Annotated in this window: 10 protein-coding genes; 7 read left to right on the top strand and 3 right to left on the bottom strand. The window is 42.2% G+C overall.

Annotation, left to right across the window (positions count from 1 at the left end):
* Window positions 1-118: 118 nt before the first annotated feature.
* Both J500_RS03590 and J500_RS03585 read right to left on the bottom strand, forming a co-directional pair.
* Window positions 119-3,802, bottom strand: coding sequence for a UvrD-helicase domain-containing protein (locus tag J500_RS03590; RefSeq protein WP_034698191.1), 3,684 nt, complete (start codon window positions 3,800-3,802; stop codon window positions 119-121).
* 6 nt (window positions 3,803-3,808) lie between these two features.
* Window positions 3,809-7,456 (bottom strand): exodeoxyribonuclease V subunit gamma, encoded by a 3,648-nt coding sequence (locus J500_RS03585; protein WP_004994207.1) that lies wholly within the window; start codon window positions 7,454-7,456, stop codon window positions 3,809-3,811.
* A 166-nt stretch (window positions 7,457-7,622) separates the two neighbouring features.
* Between J500_RS03585 and J500_RS03580 the strand changes: the two genes are divergently transcribed.
* Window positions 7,623-8,132 carry a hypothetical protein gene (locus tag J500_RS03580; RefSeq protein WP_004994209.1) on the top strand — a complete coding sequence of 170 codons (510 nt, stop codon included), beginning with the start codon at window positions 7,623-7,625 and terminating at the stop codon, window positions 8,130-8,132.
* A 187-nt stretch (window positions 8,133-8,319) separates the two neighbouring features.
* On the top strand, window positions 8,320-9,636 hold the full coding sequence (locus J500_RS03575) for an MFS transporter (protein WP_004994210.1): 1,317 nt from the start codon (window positions 8,320-8,322) through the stop codon (window positions 9,634-9,636).
* A gap of 67 nt (window positions 9,637-9,703) precedes the next feature.
* Here the strand turns inward: J500_RS03575 and J500_RS03570 are convergent, their stop codons facing one another.
* The gene (locus J500_RS03570; RefSeq protein ID WP_004994213.1) at window positions 9,704-11,122 is read right to left on the bottom strand and encodes a hypothetical protein; all 1,419 of its coding nucleotides are present in this window, start codon (window positions 11,120-11,122) and stop codon (window positions 9,704-9,706) included.
* Between the two features lie 202 nt (window positions 11,123-11,324).
* Between J500_RS03570 and J500_RS03565 the strand changes: the two genes are divergently transcribed.
* The 5 genes from J500_RS03565 to J500_RS03545 all read left to right on the top strand — a co-directional run bounded on the left by J500_RS03565 (window position 11,325) and on the right by J500_RS03545 (window position 16,778).
* Window positions 11,325-12,029 carry an FFLEELY motif protein gene (locus J500_RS03565; protein ID WP_004994215.1) on the top strand — a complete coding sequence of 235 codons (705 nt, stop codon included), beginning with the start codon at window positions 11,325-11,327 and terminating at the stop codon, window positions 12,027-12,029.
* A gap of 171 nt (window positions 12,030-12,200) precedes the next feature.
* Entirely contained in the window at window positions 12,201-13,145 is a 945-nt protein-coding gene (gene ubiE, locus J500_RS03560) for a bifunctional demethylmenaquinone methyltransferase/2-methoxy-6-polyprenyl-1,4-benzoquinol methylase UbiE (RefSeq protein ID WP_004994218.1), read from the top strand.
* Window positions 13,146-13,157: 12 nt separating this feature from the next.
* Complete coding sequence (locus J500_RS03555; protein WP_034698231.1) at window positions 13,158-13,826, top strand: ubiquinone biosynthesis accessory factor UbiJ; 669 nt, start codon at window positions 13,158-13,160, stop codon at window positions 13,824-13,826.
* Between the two features lie 13 nt (window positions 13,827-13,839).
* On the top strand, window positions 13,840-15,459 hold the full coding sequence (locus J500_RS03550; RefSeq protein WP_004994224.1) for an ABC1 kinase family protein: 1,620 nt from the start codon (window positions 13,840-13,842) through the stop codon (window positions 15,457-15,459).
* A gap of 65 nt (window positions 15,460-15,524) precedes the next feature.
* Entirely contained in the window at window positions 15,525-16,778 is a 1,254-nt protein-coding gene (locus tag J500_RS03545) for an FAD-dependent oxidoreductase (RefSeq protein WP_004994226.1), read from the top strand.
* The last annotated feature ends 112 nt before the right edge of the window (window positions 16,779-16,890 follow it).

Genomic DNA, 16,890 nt, shown 5'->3' with positions numbered 1-16,890 from the left:
TTTCCACAAGCTTATTAACACACTTATCCACAAAATAACAATTTGATTAATATCAGTTTATATCAATTATCCGCATTTTAGACGTGATTTTATCCTCAAGCATTTACCCGAAGCCTTCTCAATCAAAGTAGCCTAAAATTGCATCCAGACGCAAAATAAACTCGGTGTCAGGTCGCCAGTAATAATATCCCTGATCAGCTTGCCCATTCATGCCACGTAAATACAGATAGGTTGCGCCCCCCAAATGCTGCTCAATCTGATAATGTTGCAATTTCACTTTTAAATAACGATGCAACGCTACCAAATACAACGCAGCCTGTAACCAATAACTGGACTGGCGCATATTCTGCTGAATTGCATCTGCCCGATAATCGTTGAAGTCTTTGCCCAGATAATTACTCTTATAATCGGCAATATGAAACTGTGAACCATCAAAATACATCAAATCAATCGAACCATTTAAATAACGTGCAGCATGCGCCTCCAGAAAATCAGGCATTTCGATCTGATATTCCAAAAATAATTGCTGAATACGACGCATCGCCAGTACACGATCCGACAATGCCAAATAAAAAGGACATTCAGATAAAAATTGACCTGCTTGCAGTTGATGTAGCTGAAAACCTTGATGTAATGGCGTGGTTAATACTTGCTTTAACCAATCTGCTAACCATTGATAAAGCTGACTTTCATCCTGTTTCTGTTCGGGGAAATCCTGCTGATAGATGCTATAAAGCTGATCCCATAAACTACCATAATCGTTTTTAAAACGCCGACGAATTTCAGTAATCCATTCACTTTGATCCTGAAAATCGACATGTTCAAAAATCTCATGCAAAAAATTCCCTGCCAATGTGCCTTTAGGAAAATTGTGCTGAATCCAGTGAATGGGTTGTGTGAGCGTGGATCTTTCAACGATTAAATGATCTTGTTCATCTGCGGCTTGTTCCAGTTTTTGATCCTGTGCAGCCAACTGATCGCTGGCGATTTGATGTGGTTTTAAGTGTTGCGCCAGATAGCTAAAACTGGTTTTGCCACGTGCATAAAAACGCTGTGTCGGCAAAGGCTGTGCCTGTAAGTTGAGTTTTGGCTCGGTGATTTTCGCTTTAAACGGCGGTGGACATTCTGCCAACGCCTGTTCATCAAAACTAAATGGATGCTGAAAATTCCCGTGTTGATATTTCCAGAATGCCAATGCATCCAGTGATTTTTGCTGTTGATCCTGCATCATGGCATAGACGCGATGGCTGGCACGAGTCAGCGCCACATACCAGAGTCGGTTTTGTTCGGCACGACTGCGTTGCTCATTTTGAGCCAAGGCTTCAGGACTTAAGCGTTGTTTATCCTGAATGGCGATCACGCGCTGTGTGGTCACTTGTCCATTTTCAGGATGGGGAACATCTATAGTTGAAAAATTTAAAGCGATATTTTGATCTTTAAAGGGTTTATCTGCCCCCAATAAAAATACGATCTTAAACTCCAGACCTTTGGACTGATGAATGGTCATCAGTTGAATGCCTGCATCACTGGAAAGTTTACGCTCCATTTCCCAATCGCGCTGGCTTGGCGCTTGGAGCTGCTTTAAATACCAGTGATAGAGATTTTGCGCACTCTGATAATGTTCACTGTGCTGACTTAAAATTTCACTTAAATGTCGTAAATTCACCACATCACGTTCATGGTCTTTACTGTGCTGCGCCACCAGATTTTGCCAAACCTTAAACTGGTTCATACAGGCTTGCCATGCGCTTAGAAAGCCCTGTTGCAACCACAGCTCACGCAAATGATCAAAGGCCGCGATATAAGCACTCAAACCATCTGTAGTCTGTTCCTGCTCAACCAGTTGCTTTAAATTCAGTCCAATGAGACGACTTAATAATGCACGTTTAATTTTGGCTTCATCATAAGGATGCAAAACTGCGGTCAGTAAAGCGGCAACATCTTGCGCTATCGGATGATCAAATACGCTTTTTCGTGATGGTCGATGAACCCGAATGCCTAAATATTCCAAAGCAGCCTGTACTGCATCGAGCCCAGCATGATTTCTAGACAGCACAGCAATATCATCTTCGATTAAGAGCTGTGCTTGCTCGGCTTGCAAATATAAATCACCCGTCTGTGACTGATTGAGCAGCGCACGGATTTTCCATGCCACCTGTTCAGCCTCTTTAGATTTATCACTCAGCATCAACCAGCGTAAAGGTGCAACATTAGGCTGACCTTGATCGATCAAGGCAGGATGTGCTCGTGAACCAGCCTGAATCGGGTCATAAATAACTTGTTCGCCAAAATCAGGTTGCTGTTGAAAGAGATGATCAACGACTTCCACCAACTCCTGGACCGAACGGTGATTAAAACTGAGCTGATATTCTCGTCCTTGCTTGGCTTTCATATCTTGATGCGCCTTGAGAAAAGTCAGCATATCGCCGCCGCGAAAGCCATAAATCGCCTGTTTACGGTCCCCCACCATAATCATGCAGCCTTTTTGATAACGCTGCGGATGTCGCCAAATGCTGGCCAACATATCATCTTGATCTTGATTGGTATCCTGAAACTCATCCACCAAAATCAAGGGATAACGAGCCTGTACAAAAATCGCAAAGCGTTGTCCCTGCTCACCTTGTAATGCTTCCGCAAGGGTACGAATCTGCTGTGAAAAGGTGGTTTCGCCCTTTTGTTGAAGAAGTTGCGGTAAACGCTGTTTGACCTCCAGACACAGATAGACTTTTAAATACTGTTGTAATTGTTCAAGCTGATCTTGAATGATACCTAAATGACGAATGATCTCCACCCACTGCTGAATTAGTGGATGATGATAGAATCCATCGCTCACCTCGGCAGGACATTTTTTAAATATTTTGCCCTGTTCAAATTTATCCAGAAATTTAAATGCAGCCTCACGCGCGCTCGCGAGTGGAGCATCAAAAATCTGTAATACATTTTCACTAGCCAAGACCTGAGCCAGCTGGGATAAATGCACGGTAAATAAATCATGAAATGCGCCATTTCGAAATGAGGTGCCATTGATGCAGGTATAGTATTCGCCATCAAGCTCGTAATACGCCTGTAGGTCACTCAAATCCGAATGCTGTACAAAAGATTGAAATTGAGTCAACACCTCCCAATTCAATACAGGCATTGGCGTCGACTGAAATTGTGCTGAAGTAAAGTTCAACGAATTTTCAACCACATCCACAAACGCATCGACACTTTTTAAAGCGCCAATATTATACAGACCATCGATCAATGCTTGCGGTTGTGCCTGAATCCATTCACGTAGCACATCATGAATGAGTTGGCGGGTATAACGTTTGGCATCATCCGTGATTTGTGCGCGTTCGATTTTGCCGCTTTCAAATGCAAATTCGCGTAATAGTTTCTGACTAAAACTGTCTAAGGTTCCGACAAAGAGTTCATCCAGTTGATCTAGCACTAGTTTTAAACGTTCACAGGCATAGTCCATTCGTGTCGCAAAATGAGGCAATACATGCTGCATTAAAGGATCAGTTTGTTGTTTGGCTTGCGCTAAAACCTCTTGTTCCGTCAGACCACGATAGGCTTGTAGATCACGATACATGTCTTGCAAACGCAGTCGTATTCGAGTTTTCAACTCTGCTGCCGCAGCACGGGTAAATGTGGTCGCGATGACCTGATTGGGCAAATATTTTTCTAGAAAAATGCGTACCATTAAACTAGAAAGGGTAAAAGTTTTACCTGTACCTGCCGAAGCTTCAATTAAATGTAAACCAGAAAATTCAATATCGGTAATGGGATGATAAGACACAGATGAGTTAGATGACATCAGGGCTTACTCCATACGCACATAGTGAAAAATTGGGGCATATAAGGCATAGGAAAATTCTGTCAACGCGACATTTAATAAAGCCTGTGCATCTTGTTCCTGCAAAATAAATGACCAGTCCTGATGCGACTTGTTGCTTTCATCCTGAGTCACATCTAATGCGCTAAACGCTCCTGTTTTATTCCATTCTTTTAAAATATTTTCACGATCTTTTTCAGCCAATACAAATCCTGTCTCAGTCTCTTCCCAATGATAGTGTTTAGCCTTTTCCAAAGGTTGCAATATTAGTGCCGCAGGCAACACCAATGGCTGCTGTCGCGCATAGTGCCATGCTGTCAACCATTCATTGAGATATTGACGCGCCTGACTCGATGAAAGTCCTTCACAAATCACGGTTTGATCACTAAACACCACGATACGGCGCTTGTCTAGTACATGCTCATCCTGATTTAAAAAGCTTAGCCAAATCAAATATTCCAACCAAACTTTAGCGATCCGTTTCGCTCGCGCACTTGATGCCTGCACACTGACCCAATCCTGAACGTCATCTTCAGGAATTTGAATATTCAGATGTAATGGTGAGGATAAACGCCAAGTTCGATAGGTGGTTGGGGTTTCCTGCATCGCATAATCGTGCAACCGCGATTGTAAACGTTGCTGGTCAAATAGACTTTGCTGCCATGCACTGTGTTTAATTTTACTGACAGGGAGTTGATCTAATAACAAATCTGAAGCGGCATCAGTTTGATGCTGATGTAAAAAATCACGAATCGCATACTTAGCTAAACCATCCAAGAACAAAGGCTCATCCTGATCTAATAATGCCTGTTCATTCCAATTTTCAACCCCTAAAGTTTTTAAATACAGCCGTGCAGGAAAAGTGATATCGGCTATCCACTGTTGACTATCAAGTAATAATAGATCTTGCGATGGTGGCTGATAATCGATATTCACCCACGGCAAACGTGTCCCTTGTGGCTGTTGAATATGCTGTGCCACCTGATACCAATGATCCTGATAACGCTGTAACGCAGGTTGCTGAGTAAAGCCGGTCACATCGAAAGGCTGTAAGCTATGAATCCGATAAAGTGACGCCAGTTGTGGTGCTATGCCCAATTGTTTAAATGGCAAAGCGGATACAGTTGCATGTTCAGAGAGATCGGTACAAGGTTTAACAATCTTCGCCAAATGTGTGGCGAGTTCCTGCACGATACTGGAGGGCTCTCGCACCTCGCCATCATTGACATCAAAGCCATTATAAAATAACCAGAGATGATCTTTCGCCAACAACACCGCATCCAGAAATGCACCCTGATCATCTTCCAGACGTGAGCGATCACCGAGTTGCGGACGTAATACATCCATCAAATCAAAGGGAGTGTGATTGTCACGATTTGGAAATTGCCCCTGATCCAGATTGAGTAACACCACCAAACGATAGGGCAATGGACGAATCTGACCAATTTGGCTCAAGGTAATCTGACCTGTGGGTTCTGCCTGTGCAGATTGATTTTCCAAAGTACGCTGAATTTCTTCAAGTAGATAAGGCAATGGCAAGTCAATCTGACGCAAATGCTGTGTATCAGCTTCGCCATAAAAACTGGCCAGAGTCACCATTCGCTCTTGTTTTTTAATTGCGTCACGTGCAGGTTTTAAAGCCGTTACACCTGCTTGTTCAAACTCAGTAACATCTGCCATTAAACGTTTTAACCAGATTTCAACAGCCAGTAGCTCACCCTGTTCGTGTGCTATTAACCAATCACGACGCTGGTCAAAATCCCGATAAATCTGAATCAATTTATCAATAATTTCAAAATCATCAGGTTGTACCTGCGCATAACTTAACGTACCTTGAAACAGCACATGATCGGGAATCGCAATCCCCAACGCCAATCGATCCAGTGCAAATTTCAAGCTATAGCGATAATCCTCATCCCCCTGAACGAGACTTTGCTGTAAATGAGTTGCATCAAAGCCACGTTTAAAACCTGCTGCGGCTAACAACGCCAATAAGCGTGAGACTTGGCTGTCATCAAGTCCATAACACAACTTCGTTGCACTCAGACTGAGCCAATCGGCGAACTCATCATAATTAAAACGGCTGTGTAACAGTTGAATACGACCTAATACTGCATGCCATGCATTCAAGACATCAAGCTGCGCTACTCCTGCAATTTTTACAGGTAAGAACACCCCCTCAGCACTTGGTGTCGCTGGAAAAACACTGCGAATCTGCGGTTCTAATTCCTTGAGATTCGGCGTAAGCACCAGGATATCACTCGGACGATGTGGCTGTTCTGTTGTTCCCTGAGCCAACCAGTAAATCAGCTGGTCACGTAATACTTCCAATTGACGTAAACTTGAATGGCACACATGAATTTGTATTGATTCATCGTTAGAGGCAAGTAAATATTGCTCAGCTTTAGGCTCAACCAAATGTAAAATATCGGACTGTAAATGTCCCAACAATGTCGCTGGAAATGCATCAACAAAAGCATCGACCCAATGCCCTTCTTCGCCTGTTGATAAATTTGATAATAACGAAAAATGATCACGAGCCTGTTTGCCCAAACGGGTTAATAATGGATGCCGTGACTCACGTGCTTCAGCATTAAAATATAAGTTAAATTTTTGAAAAAAATCATAAATTTCAGCATCGGTCGATTTAGGATTCTTAGCGATAAAACGCTCTTTTACCCCGACATCATAACGCTGTTTCCATAGCGGATCGACGCTATCGGCCCAATATTCCTGTGACGGGTTATAATGAAAAATATAAACATCAAGATATTGCCCCAAACGACGTAAAAATTGTAGCTGGCTCGGCGGCAAATCCAGTAATGTAAATAACACCACCTGTTGCGGTAAGCGTTTTAAGAGTTGGCGGCGTATTTGCTCATTATCAAGTTGCTGCCAGAACAGATCATCAATCTTTTCAATTTCTAGAAAATCCTGATGAAAGTGCTCCTTCCACAACCAGCGTTGCCAAGTTTCTAATTCTTGAGCCTGTTGCAACTGAAATGCTGAAATGGCTTGATCGCGATTCACGATCAATTTTTCGATATCTAAGCTCTGATCACGTCCCCATGAATTCAGCCAATTGCCAGAGCAGCTACATTTTCCGATACAATTATTTTGACAAGACCCGCGATACACCATGTAGTTGCTAAATAATTGTGATACTTGCTCTGCAACCCAATACAACATACTTTGTTTTTTAAGCTGTTTTTCGACTCCTTGCGTAAGCCGATCGGCACTGTCATAAATTCGGGCAATAATCGAATACAACGGATGCTCAACAGTGACTGGCATCTGTTCTGACTGGATATAAGGATACAATGCCTGATAAATGCGCCATTTTAAAATCAGGCGTGGAATATTGGCTTTTCGTACCTGATCTTTATGTTCACTCAGGACTTGTTGATAGGCATACCACTGAAAGCCGCGAATACGTTGATGAAACTGATAATTGGCATGAATTCCCTGCAACTCTGAAAGTTTTTCAGTCAACCATTGCTGCACAGCGGCATTCGGTACAATAAAATGTTGAGTAGCCAACACTTGAAAAGGTTGTTCATGATGATTTTGCGAAGTCTGAGCAAGACCTTGCAATAATATTTCGATACGTTGACTTTGAATGACATGTATTGCCATGTATCCCTTACCTTACTAAGCTATGCTTTTATGCACAAAATCATAAACATTCGTCACTATACATCCAAATATAACTATGTCACGTTTGTGATATGAATAAAAATGCGAATATCATTTAAAATATATGCTTGAATGATACAAAAGGAACCAACTTGAGTATAAGCCGATGAAAATAGAAAATATTCCTGACTCGATTGACCCCAATTTAAACCTAGAACAGATCCGTGCAGAATGTTTGGAAATGGTAAAAAAACGCGCTTATTTTTCCGCTGGCGCAGCAGTTGTTCCGATTCCATTTTTTGATGTCGTGATTGATATCGGGATTTTATCTCAACTGATTCCAGAAATTAGTGCCCGATTTGGTTTATCACCTGATCATATTAGTGTGTATGACCCAGAAACTAAACAAATTCACTGGAATGAATTACGCAAACGTGGTTTCGAATTTTCGGGCTTGGTCGTGGCACGGACTGCGGTAAAAAAATCCTTAAATGGCATTGTGGGCAAAGTGATTACCAAACAAGTGACCAAATTTATCCCGCTCGGGGGATCCATTGTGGCTGCCAGTTTGGGCTATATCGTGATGAAAAAAGTGGCTGAAGCGCACGTGCAAGATTGTTATCAACTGGCCAAACGCATTCAACAAAAGAATGTAAATGGAAGCATTGTCGCCTAAATTCAAGTGAATTTCTCTAAACTGATCCTGAGCAACATGGCTTGGGGTCAGCCCTTATTTGTAGATTTTATCTTTAATCAAATACGATTTATTTCAAATTCATAACAAACAGCACTTACTTTTAAGTTTTATTAAATATTTGACTTTTACCCTAGTCCAACGATGACAAAAACTAGGGAGAGTCGTTGTGCAACATGGATCTTTTTCGCGCCTACGCGCCATTTTTAATGTAACCAGCGGTAATTTTCTCGAACAATACGATTTCTTTTTGTTTGGTTTATATGCCAAAGCCATTGGTGAGACTTTCTTCCATTCTGACAGTAGCTATGCCGCGTTGATGAAGACTTTCTTGATCTTCGCAGTGAGTTTTCTGATGCGCCCGATTGGTGCTTTAGTTTTAGGCCCTTATGTCGATCGGATTGGTCGTCGTAAAGGTCTGATGGTCACGTTAAGTATTATGGCGGTGGGTTCACTTTTGATCGCGTTAACACCCAGCTATGCCACACTTGGGTTTGCCGCTACAGCATTGATTTTTATTGGTCGTTTGGCACAGGGCTTTTCAGCAGGTGTGGAGCTTGGCGGTGTTTCTGTCTATCTCTCTGAAATTGCAGAACCACATAACCGTGGTTTTATGACCAGTTGGCAATCTGCCAGCCAGCAAGTTGCGGTCATTTTTGCAGCAACATTGGGCTATATCGTGAGCCTCGCCTTTACCAAAGCGCAAGTGGATGCTTGGGCATGGCGCATTCCGTTTTTTGTAGGTTGTGCCATTATTCCTTTTATTTTCTGGTTACGAAAATCGTTACAGGAAACCGAAGCTTTTGCATCACGCAAGGAACATCCAACCACTCGCCAAATTCTGTCTACATTGGCAGCCAACTGGAAAATCGTATTGATTGGAATGTCGATGGTCGCCACCACCACAACCATGTTCTATTTTATTACGGTTTACACCCCGACTTATGGCAAAGAAGTTTTGCATCTGACGACCGCAGAAAGTTTGATTGCAACCGTGATGGTCGGTGCGAGCAATTTTATCTTATTGCCAATTGGCGGTTATTTATCTGATAAATTTGGACGTAAACCGCTGTTGATTACGACCACCACCCTGATTTTTATCACGGCTTATCCACTTCTCAGTTGGTTAACGCAAAATATTAGTCTAAGCCATATGCTGATGGCATTGTTGTGGTTGTCACTGCTTTATAGTTTTTATAATGGTGCGCTGGTGGTGTCACTGACTGAAATGATGCCAAGCTCGGTACGTATTGCAGGGTTTTCGGTGGCTTATAGCTTGGCAACGTCTGTGTTTGGTGGCTTGACGCCGATGATTGCGACGTATCTGGTGGAACAAAGTGGCAGCAAAAGTATGCCTGCTTTTTGGCTGATGTTTGCTGCAATTGTGAGCCTGATTGCAACATTGATTGTGTTCCGTCAACGTCAGTCACAAACGACTCAACCGCCAAAAATTAAGGCACAACTGGCATCTACTCCATCACATTAATTCACTGAAAAACCTCTGACTTGAAGCTCTCATTCAAGTCAGAGGCCAGATACAAAGATTGATTTCTCTAGTCAACCTGAAGTTGTTTTAAAATCGTTTTCAGTACCTGAATACGTGCCGTGTATTTATCGTCAGTTGCCACAATCGTCCACGGTGCAAATTCGCTACTGGTTCGCTCGAACATATCTGCGGCAGCATTTAAGTATTCATTCCACTTACTGCGATTGCGCCAGTCATCTTCGGTAATTTTAAAGCGTTTATGCGGGGTTTTTTCTCGGGCATGAAAACGTTGTTCTTGCTCATCTTTACTGATCGATAACCAGAATTTAATAATAACCGTTTGACTATCAATTAAATCTTTCTCAAAACGATTAATTTCATCATACGCACGTTGCCATTCTAACTCACTGGCAAAACCTTCTACACGCTCCACCAAAACCCGACCATACCAACTTCGGTCAAAAATACGAATATCACTACAATGATCCAGCTTTGTCCAAAAACGCCATAAATACGGATGACGCAACTCGTATTTTTCTGGCGCGCTAATGGTAAAAATATCGTACTCACGTGGATCAAGCCGTTTAATAATCCGCTTGATCGAGCCACCCTTTCCTGCGGCATCCATCCCTTCAAAAACGATCACGACCTTACGCTCATCGCAACGCATTGCTTCAGCGACACGACGGCTCAGTTTTTTGAGTTTTTCCTTATATTTTGCCTTTTCCATCTTCTCTGCATCAGGATGCAGCAGTTCATGTGGAATTAAGGCCTGTGGCCAATGTTCCTGCCCCTGTGAGGGATGCTCAGGTAAATCCTTCATTGCCTGTAAAATCGACTGTGCAAAGCTTTGATCACGAACTTCTGGCTCTTCACCATCAATAATGATCCAATCTTGTGTAAAACGTTGTCGCAACTTTTGCAAATTGTCATATTGCTTTTTATTACGCCAATCTAAACCGTGCAATTTATGCCATTGTCGCTCAGAAGCATCGATATGATCTAAACGTTTTTGGAGTGATTTCCACGACAAATCAAACCAGACTTTGATCACATCAACCTGATTATTTTTTAGATCTTGTTCAAAGGCTCGCATGTTTTCTGCGTAGGCATCAAACAGGGTTTCATCCAATGGTTTAGAGACATGCATCGCCGTGGTTAATAAATCGCTATACCAATTGCCAAACATCACCGCAATTTGACCTTCACGTGGAATAAAATTGACATAAGGCTGCCAAAATGCCTGATCATTTGACAACATATTCGGCGGATCTGCTTTGACTTTTAAATATCTTGGATCGACCCATTCTCTGAGTTGTTTAACGGACTCACCTTTTCCTGCCAGCTCTATTCCGCTGACCAGTACCAACACACTTTTAGCATTTTTTTGGCCCCAGCTATTTTTTAAAGTGTATTGAGCTTCGATCAGATCGATAGATAAACGATGTTCATCAATTAACTCACAATGTGCTTGTTGTTCACTCATGATCTATACATTTTTTGCTTATTTTTTTGAGTATAACCAAATGTTCGGGCAGCTTGAGGCAAATGCATGTACTATTTATGTCAATTGATCATCTATTGAATCGGACTGACTTCGAATTCATTATTTTAATATGGAAACGTCATAGCGCTCTTGATTCAAGCCTTTTATGCTTTTGATAAACTGATTATTTTGAGTTATTTGAATGTCCAAACTTGCTCCTTTTGACAACCTACTTCAACAGTATAATGCCTTTGAATATCATCACGACCCTGTATTATTAAAGCGTTTAAATGATGCCCAGCACTGGCTTAAAGAGCGGATAAAACACACGCATCAAGCACATTTTGATCAGCCTAAAAATCAGTTAATGGCACAGTATTTTCTTAATCGTTTATATGGTGGCCCAGATTTTGATCCACTGGCGTTACAAATTGAACGTCTACTTAAATATGCCCACAAAGCAGAAAAACTGTTACCAGACAATGCCATAAAAACGGGAACTAAATCCGTCAGTTTAGCTGTACTCGCCATGCAACTGGATGAGCAAATTGCCATTCAATTACTTAAAGATTATCCAGCAGATGCACCAATCACAGACGAAATGATGCGCCAGACGTTGATCAAACTGGATCAAAAAGAGCAACGTTTGATCCAGCTACAACTTCTGGATGACTTGGGTGAGGCCCTCGATAAATATATGCGGTCACTGATGATGTATGCTGCTTTTAAAATGTGTAAAGGCGCAGCACATAAATATCAGTTTGACTTGATGTATGAGTTTATTCAGGAAGGTTTTGTTGCCATGAAACCGCTTAAATCTGCAGAACAATTTATTAAAACCTTTAGTGCAGTTGAACGTGATATTATCGAGAAAGTGCATTCGGATCATCCAGATCCTTTTCGCTAATTTCTGATCTGCATACGCTGCTAGAAGAGGCATGAAATGCCTTATTTTTATCATTTTCGGTATAGTATTAATTACGATTGTATGATGATGACTGTAAAACCATACTAAACTCTGTCATCATGCAGATAGCCATAATCACTTTATAATGTGTTTAAATTTAGGAGCGACAAGATGTCTAACGAAAATCAAAAGCCCACTTTTTCAACTGAGCAGGCATCGCGTTCAGACAACAACAATCCTTTCCTAAATGAACCACTTCCGCAAGGTACGCCGCAAGGTCAGCAACAATCATTACAACAAGGTTTTACTGATTCACAAAGCCATCATGTCCCGAAATACAACCTCCCGCGTGGTGCAGGACGGACAGGTAACGTCGGTGAAACTACCCACTTCGGCTATCAAACCGTAAGCTCAGAAGACAAAGCACAGAAAGTGGCAGAAGTGTTCCATTCGGTTGCCAGCAAATACGACATCATGAATGACCTGATGTCATTTGGTATCCATCGCCTCTGGAAACGTTTTGCCATCAATATGTCTGGCGTTCGTCGCGGCCAACAGGTATTAGATATTGCAGGCGGTACAGGTGACCTCGCCAAAGTCTTTAGTCGTGAAGTTGGGCCACAGGGGCATGTGGTATTATCTGATATCAATGAATCGATGCTGAATGTGGGCCGTGATCGCTTACTCGATGCGGGTTGTACCAATGTCGATTTTGTACTGGCAAATGCTGAAACATTAGAACCTTTTGCAGATGAAAGTTTTGATCTGGTGACGATTAGTTTTGGGTTACGCAATGTCACGGATAAAGATGCCGCACTTGAAGCAATGTATCGCGTCCTAAAACCAGGCGGTCGATTACTGATCCTTGAATTTTCAAAACCTGTATTTGAACCTTTTTCAAAACTATACGATTTATATTCATTTACTGCATTGCCGATCATGGGCAAACTGGTAGCAAACGATTCGGAAAGCTATAAATATCTGGCTGAGTCCATTCGTATGCACCCTGACCAACGTACACTTAAAGGCATGATGGAAAAAGCGGGCTTCCAAAGCTGCGACTATCATAATTTAACGGGTGGTATCGTTGCGGTACATCGTGGTTTTAAACTTTAAAGGTCAATGATTATGTGGTCGATTCTTGCGCTCGGTACAATCGAACGCGGTATTCATCATTTTATCAATCTGGATGCGATTACCCGTATCCAGCTTAATCAATTACAAGATCAAATGCTGCGAGTGGTCATTGATAGCCCGCAGCTTTCAGTTGATATTTTTTTTGATGAAAATAAAGTCCGCCTTGAACCCACAGTTACAGGGCATAGTCAGACACCGTCTATCTTTGAGCAGCGCCCATTCGATCAACAAGTAAGCTTAACTGAAGCGACGGCAACCCTGCACGTCAAAAATGTGGTTGAACTACTTAAACTTCTATTAGGTGACGCAGAGCAGATTGGTAATATACCGCTCACAGGTGACTACCATCTGTTACAGGATATTCAACGCATTATGCAGCAAGCTGAACCAGATCTGGCAGCCCATTTAAGTCCGTGGATTGGTCCAACCTTGGCGCACGAATTGGCTAAAATCAGTCTGGTGCCGAAACAGATTAAACGGAGTCTGCAAAGTCATTTCTTTTTTGCAGAAGATGCCATTAAAGAAGACAGCGGTCTTTTTGCACCCCGTTGGCAAATGGATGATCTGAATCAGTCCACACGGCAGCTTAATCAGGAAATTGATCGCCTTGAAGCCAGACTGCAACAGCTTAACTCTCAATTTAATAGAACAAACGATTAGGTAATATCCCATTATGATTCCGCACGTTACACGGTTATTCGAACTTTGGCGCATTGCAGCACATTATCGACTTGACACCCTGTTCCCTGCGGAAGAATTGCCCCCAAAAGCTCGGCATGCTTTGGCTTTGATTCGCTTACACCCAGCCGCATGGTCGAGTCGTGAACGAAAAAATCCGTTGAAGCTCAAACAAGCGCTTGAAGACATGGGGCCCTTGGCGATTAAATTAGGACAGTTATTGTCCACACGCCGTGACCTGATTCCACCTGAAGTCTTATCGCAACTGGTTTTATTGCAAGATCAGGTCAAACCTTTTGATGCTCAAGTTGCCAAACAACGTATTCAGGAATCGTTAAAAGCTGATGTAAATACTTTATTTGCACGTTTTGATGAGCAACCTTTAGCTGCTGCTTCAATTGCCCAAGTCCATACCGCGGCTTTGCACGATGGTCGTGAAGTGGTGGTTAAAGTCACACGTCCTGATATTCGTGTGCAAATTTTACAAGACTTTGAAATCATTACATGGTTAGGTCAATGGTTAGAAAGTCGATTGGAAGCCGCTCGTGCCTTACATTTGACTGAAATTATTCAGGATTATCGTCAGATCATTTTAAATGAACTGGATTTAACCATTGAGGCTGATAATACCCGTCGCATGCGCCATTATTTTACGGGTTCTAGCATGATGTATGTGCCAGAAGTCTATATGGACAGCAAAGATGTCATGGTCGCAGAGCGAATTACTGGTGTACCTATTTCTGATACCGCGACCTTCGATCGTATGGGAATGGATCGCGCTGATCTTGCAGAAAAAGGCTTGATTATCTTTTTTACCCAAGTCTTTCGTGATAATTTTTTCCATGCCGATATGCATCCCGGCAATGTCTTTGTCGAAACTATCAATCCTGTTTCTCCGCGTTATATTGCACTGGATTGTGCGATTATGGGTGAGCTTTCCAAACAGGATCAGATGACCGTTGCACGGATGTTGCTGGCGGTCATGAATAATAATTTCATGCAACTGATTCAGATTGTGCATCAGGCAGGATGGATTCCACCAGGAACCGATCAGGATGCACTGGCTCGAGAAATGCGTCGTACCGTTGGCCCGATGGTGTCAAAGCCAATGGATCAACTGGATTTCGCTGGGATTTTATTGCAGGTCATGGATATTGCCCGACGCTTTCGTTTGGAAATTCCACCACAATTGATGTTGCTCCTGAAAACACTGGTGCATGTCGAAGGATTGGGAACAGATCTTTACCCTCAATTAGATATTTGGAACCTGGCAAAGCCGATTTTGACCGAATGGGTCAAATCCAATATGAATCCTGTCAAAAACATGAAAGAAATTGGTCAGCAAATTCCAGATTTATTACTGGGTGCGCATGACTTACCGACTTTACTTATTGACAGTTTAAACGGTTTAAAAAATCAATCTGCATGGCATGATCGTCAAGTTCGGGAAATTCAACAACTACGTATGCAAATTCAGCAGCAACAGCAGCGTAGTTGGATATTTGGCAGTATCATATTGATATTACTAACTATCGCCATTATTTCACCGTGGTATATTTCCATTGTTCTGATTGCGATGACTGCGCTATTCGCGGTTTGGCGTATTATTAAATAACTGGTATTAAAGATGGGGAAGCTATATTTTTCCTCATCTATCTTCAAAATAAAAGATCGATAATAATGAAAAAAATCAAGAATATTGCCATTATTGGTGCAGGAACTGCTGGTCTGGCCACCGCGATTTTATTGGCTCGCCAAGACATTGATGTCACTTTATTTGAAAAAGTTGAGCGTCTACAACCTGTAGGTGCGGGGCTATTATTGCAACCTGCTGGATTGGCAGTTTTTGAGCATTTGGGAATTTTAGCAGACACCTTAAAACTCGGAGCAATCGTCACAGGTCTGGAAGGTCGACTCGCGAATCAACGTTTGTTAGTAAATAGTCATTATCATGAAGTCGATCCACAACATTATGGTATCGGGATTCATCGCGCAACCTTGTGTCATTTACTGAGTTCAAAATTACAAGACTATGCAGCATCTGTAACATGGAAAATGGCACATGATATTCATCGCTTACAAGAACATCAGCAGGGCGTCACAATTTTCGGTCAGCATCTTGGACTACCCTTTGAGAGTAACTTCGATGCAGTCATCATTGCCAATGGTGCACGTAGTCATTTACGCCCTACGTCTTGGGTAAAAGTCGATAAGCCTTATCCGTGGGGTGCGGTGTGGAGTATCGTTCCTGAATGCCAAACTCTAAACCCTCAAATTTTGCATCAATTTTATGACCGTTCACAAATCATGATGGGCATATTGCCTACAGGCGCAATTCCACAAGCTCCGACTCAACGCCTTTCGAGCGTATTTTGGAGTTTGCCAGCTCAGCAATTACAACTCTTTTTAGATAATCCCGATAAACATGAATTTTTGCTTCAGCAAATTTCTCCTCGCTGGAAACCTGTTGCTGACTGGCTTGAACAAGTCATGCAGAAACAAGACAGTTTACAATGGTTATCTGCTCAGTATCGCGATGTAGTGATGACAAAATTTGGACAAGGTCGTATAGGGGTCATTGGTGATGCCGCGCATGCGATGAGTCCCCAATTAGGGCAAGGTGCAAATATGGCTTTACTAGATGCTTGGGCATTAGGACAAGCCATGCAACAATTTCCAGATCGGCAAGTTGATTGGACCATGTTCTGGCAGCATTATCATCAGTTACGTTATTCTTCCACTCAATTTTATCAAATGTTAAGTCGGCTACTCACGCCCTTCTATCAATCTGATTCAACTTGGGCAGGTTCGTTCCGAGATGTGAGTTTTTATTGGATGTACCACATTCCTTATTTACGCAAACAAATGGCACTCACTATTTCGGGCTTAAAAACCTCTCCGCTACAGCATATGAATTATGCGGAAATTGCGTAATCGCAGTCTCAATCATCTATTTTAAGTCAAAACTAAATTTAGCATCGATAAAGGCTCATCGCTTCCCATCATAAAAAAGATGAGTTTTTTTCCGAAATGATCAACAGATGCC

This window comes from Acinetobacter sp. 479375 (assembly GCF_000581715.1).
Taxonomy (GTDB): Bacteria; Pseudomonadota; Gammaproteobacteria; order Pseudomonadales; family Moraxellaceae; genus Acinetobacter; species Acinetobacter ursingii.
Note: the sequence above shows the minus strand (reverse complement) of the source record. Positions and strands in the feature narration are given on the sequence as shown.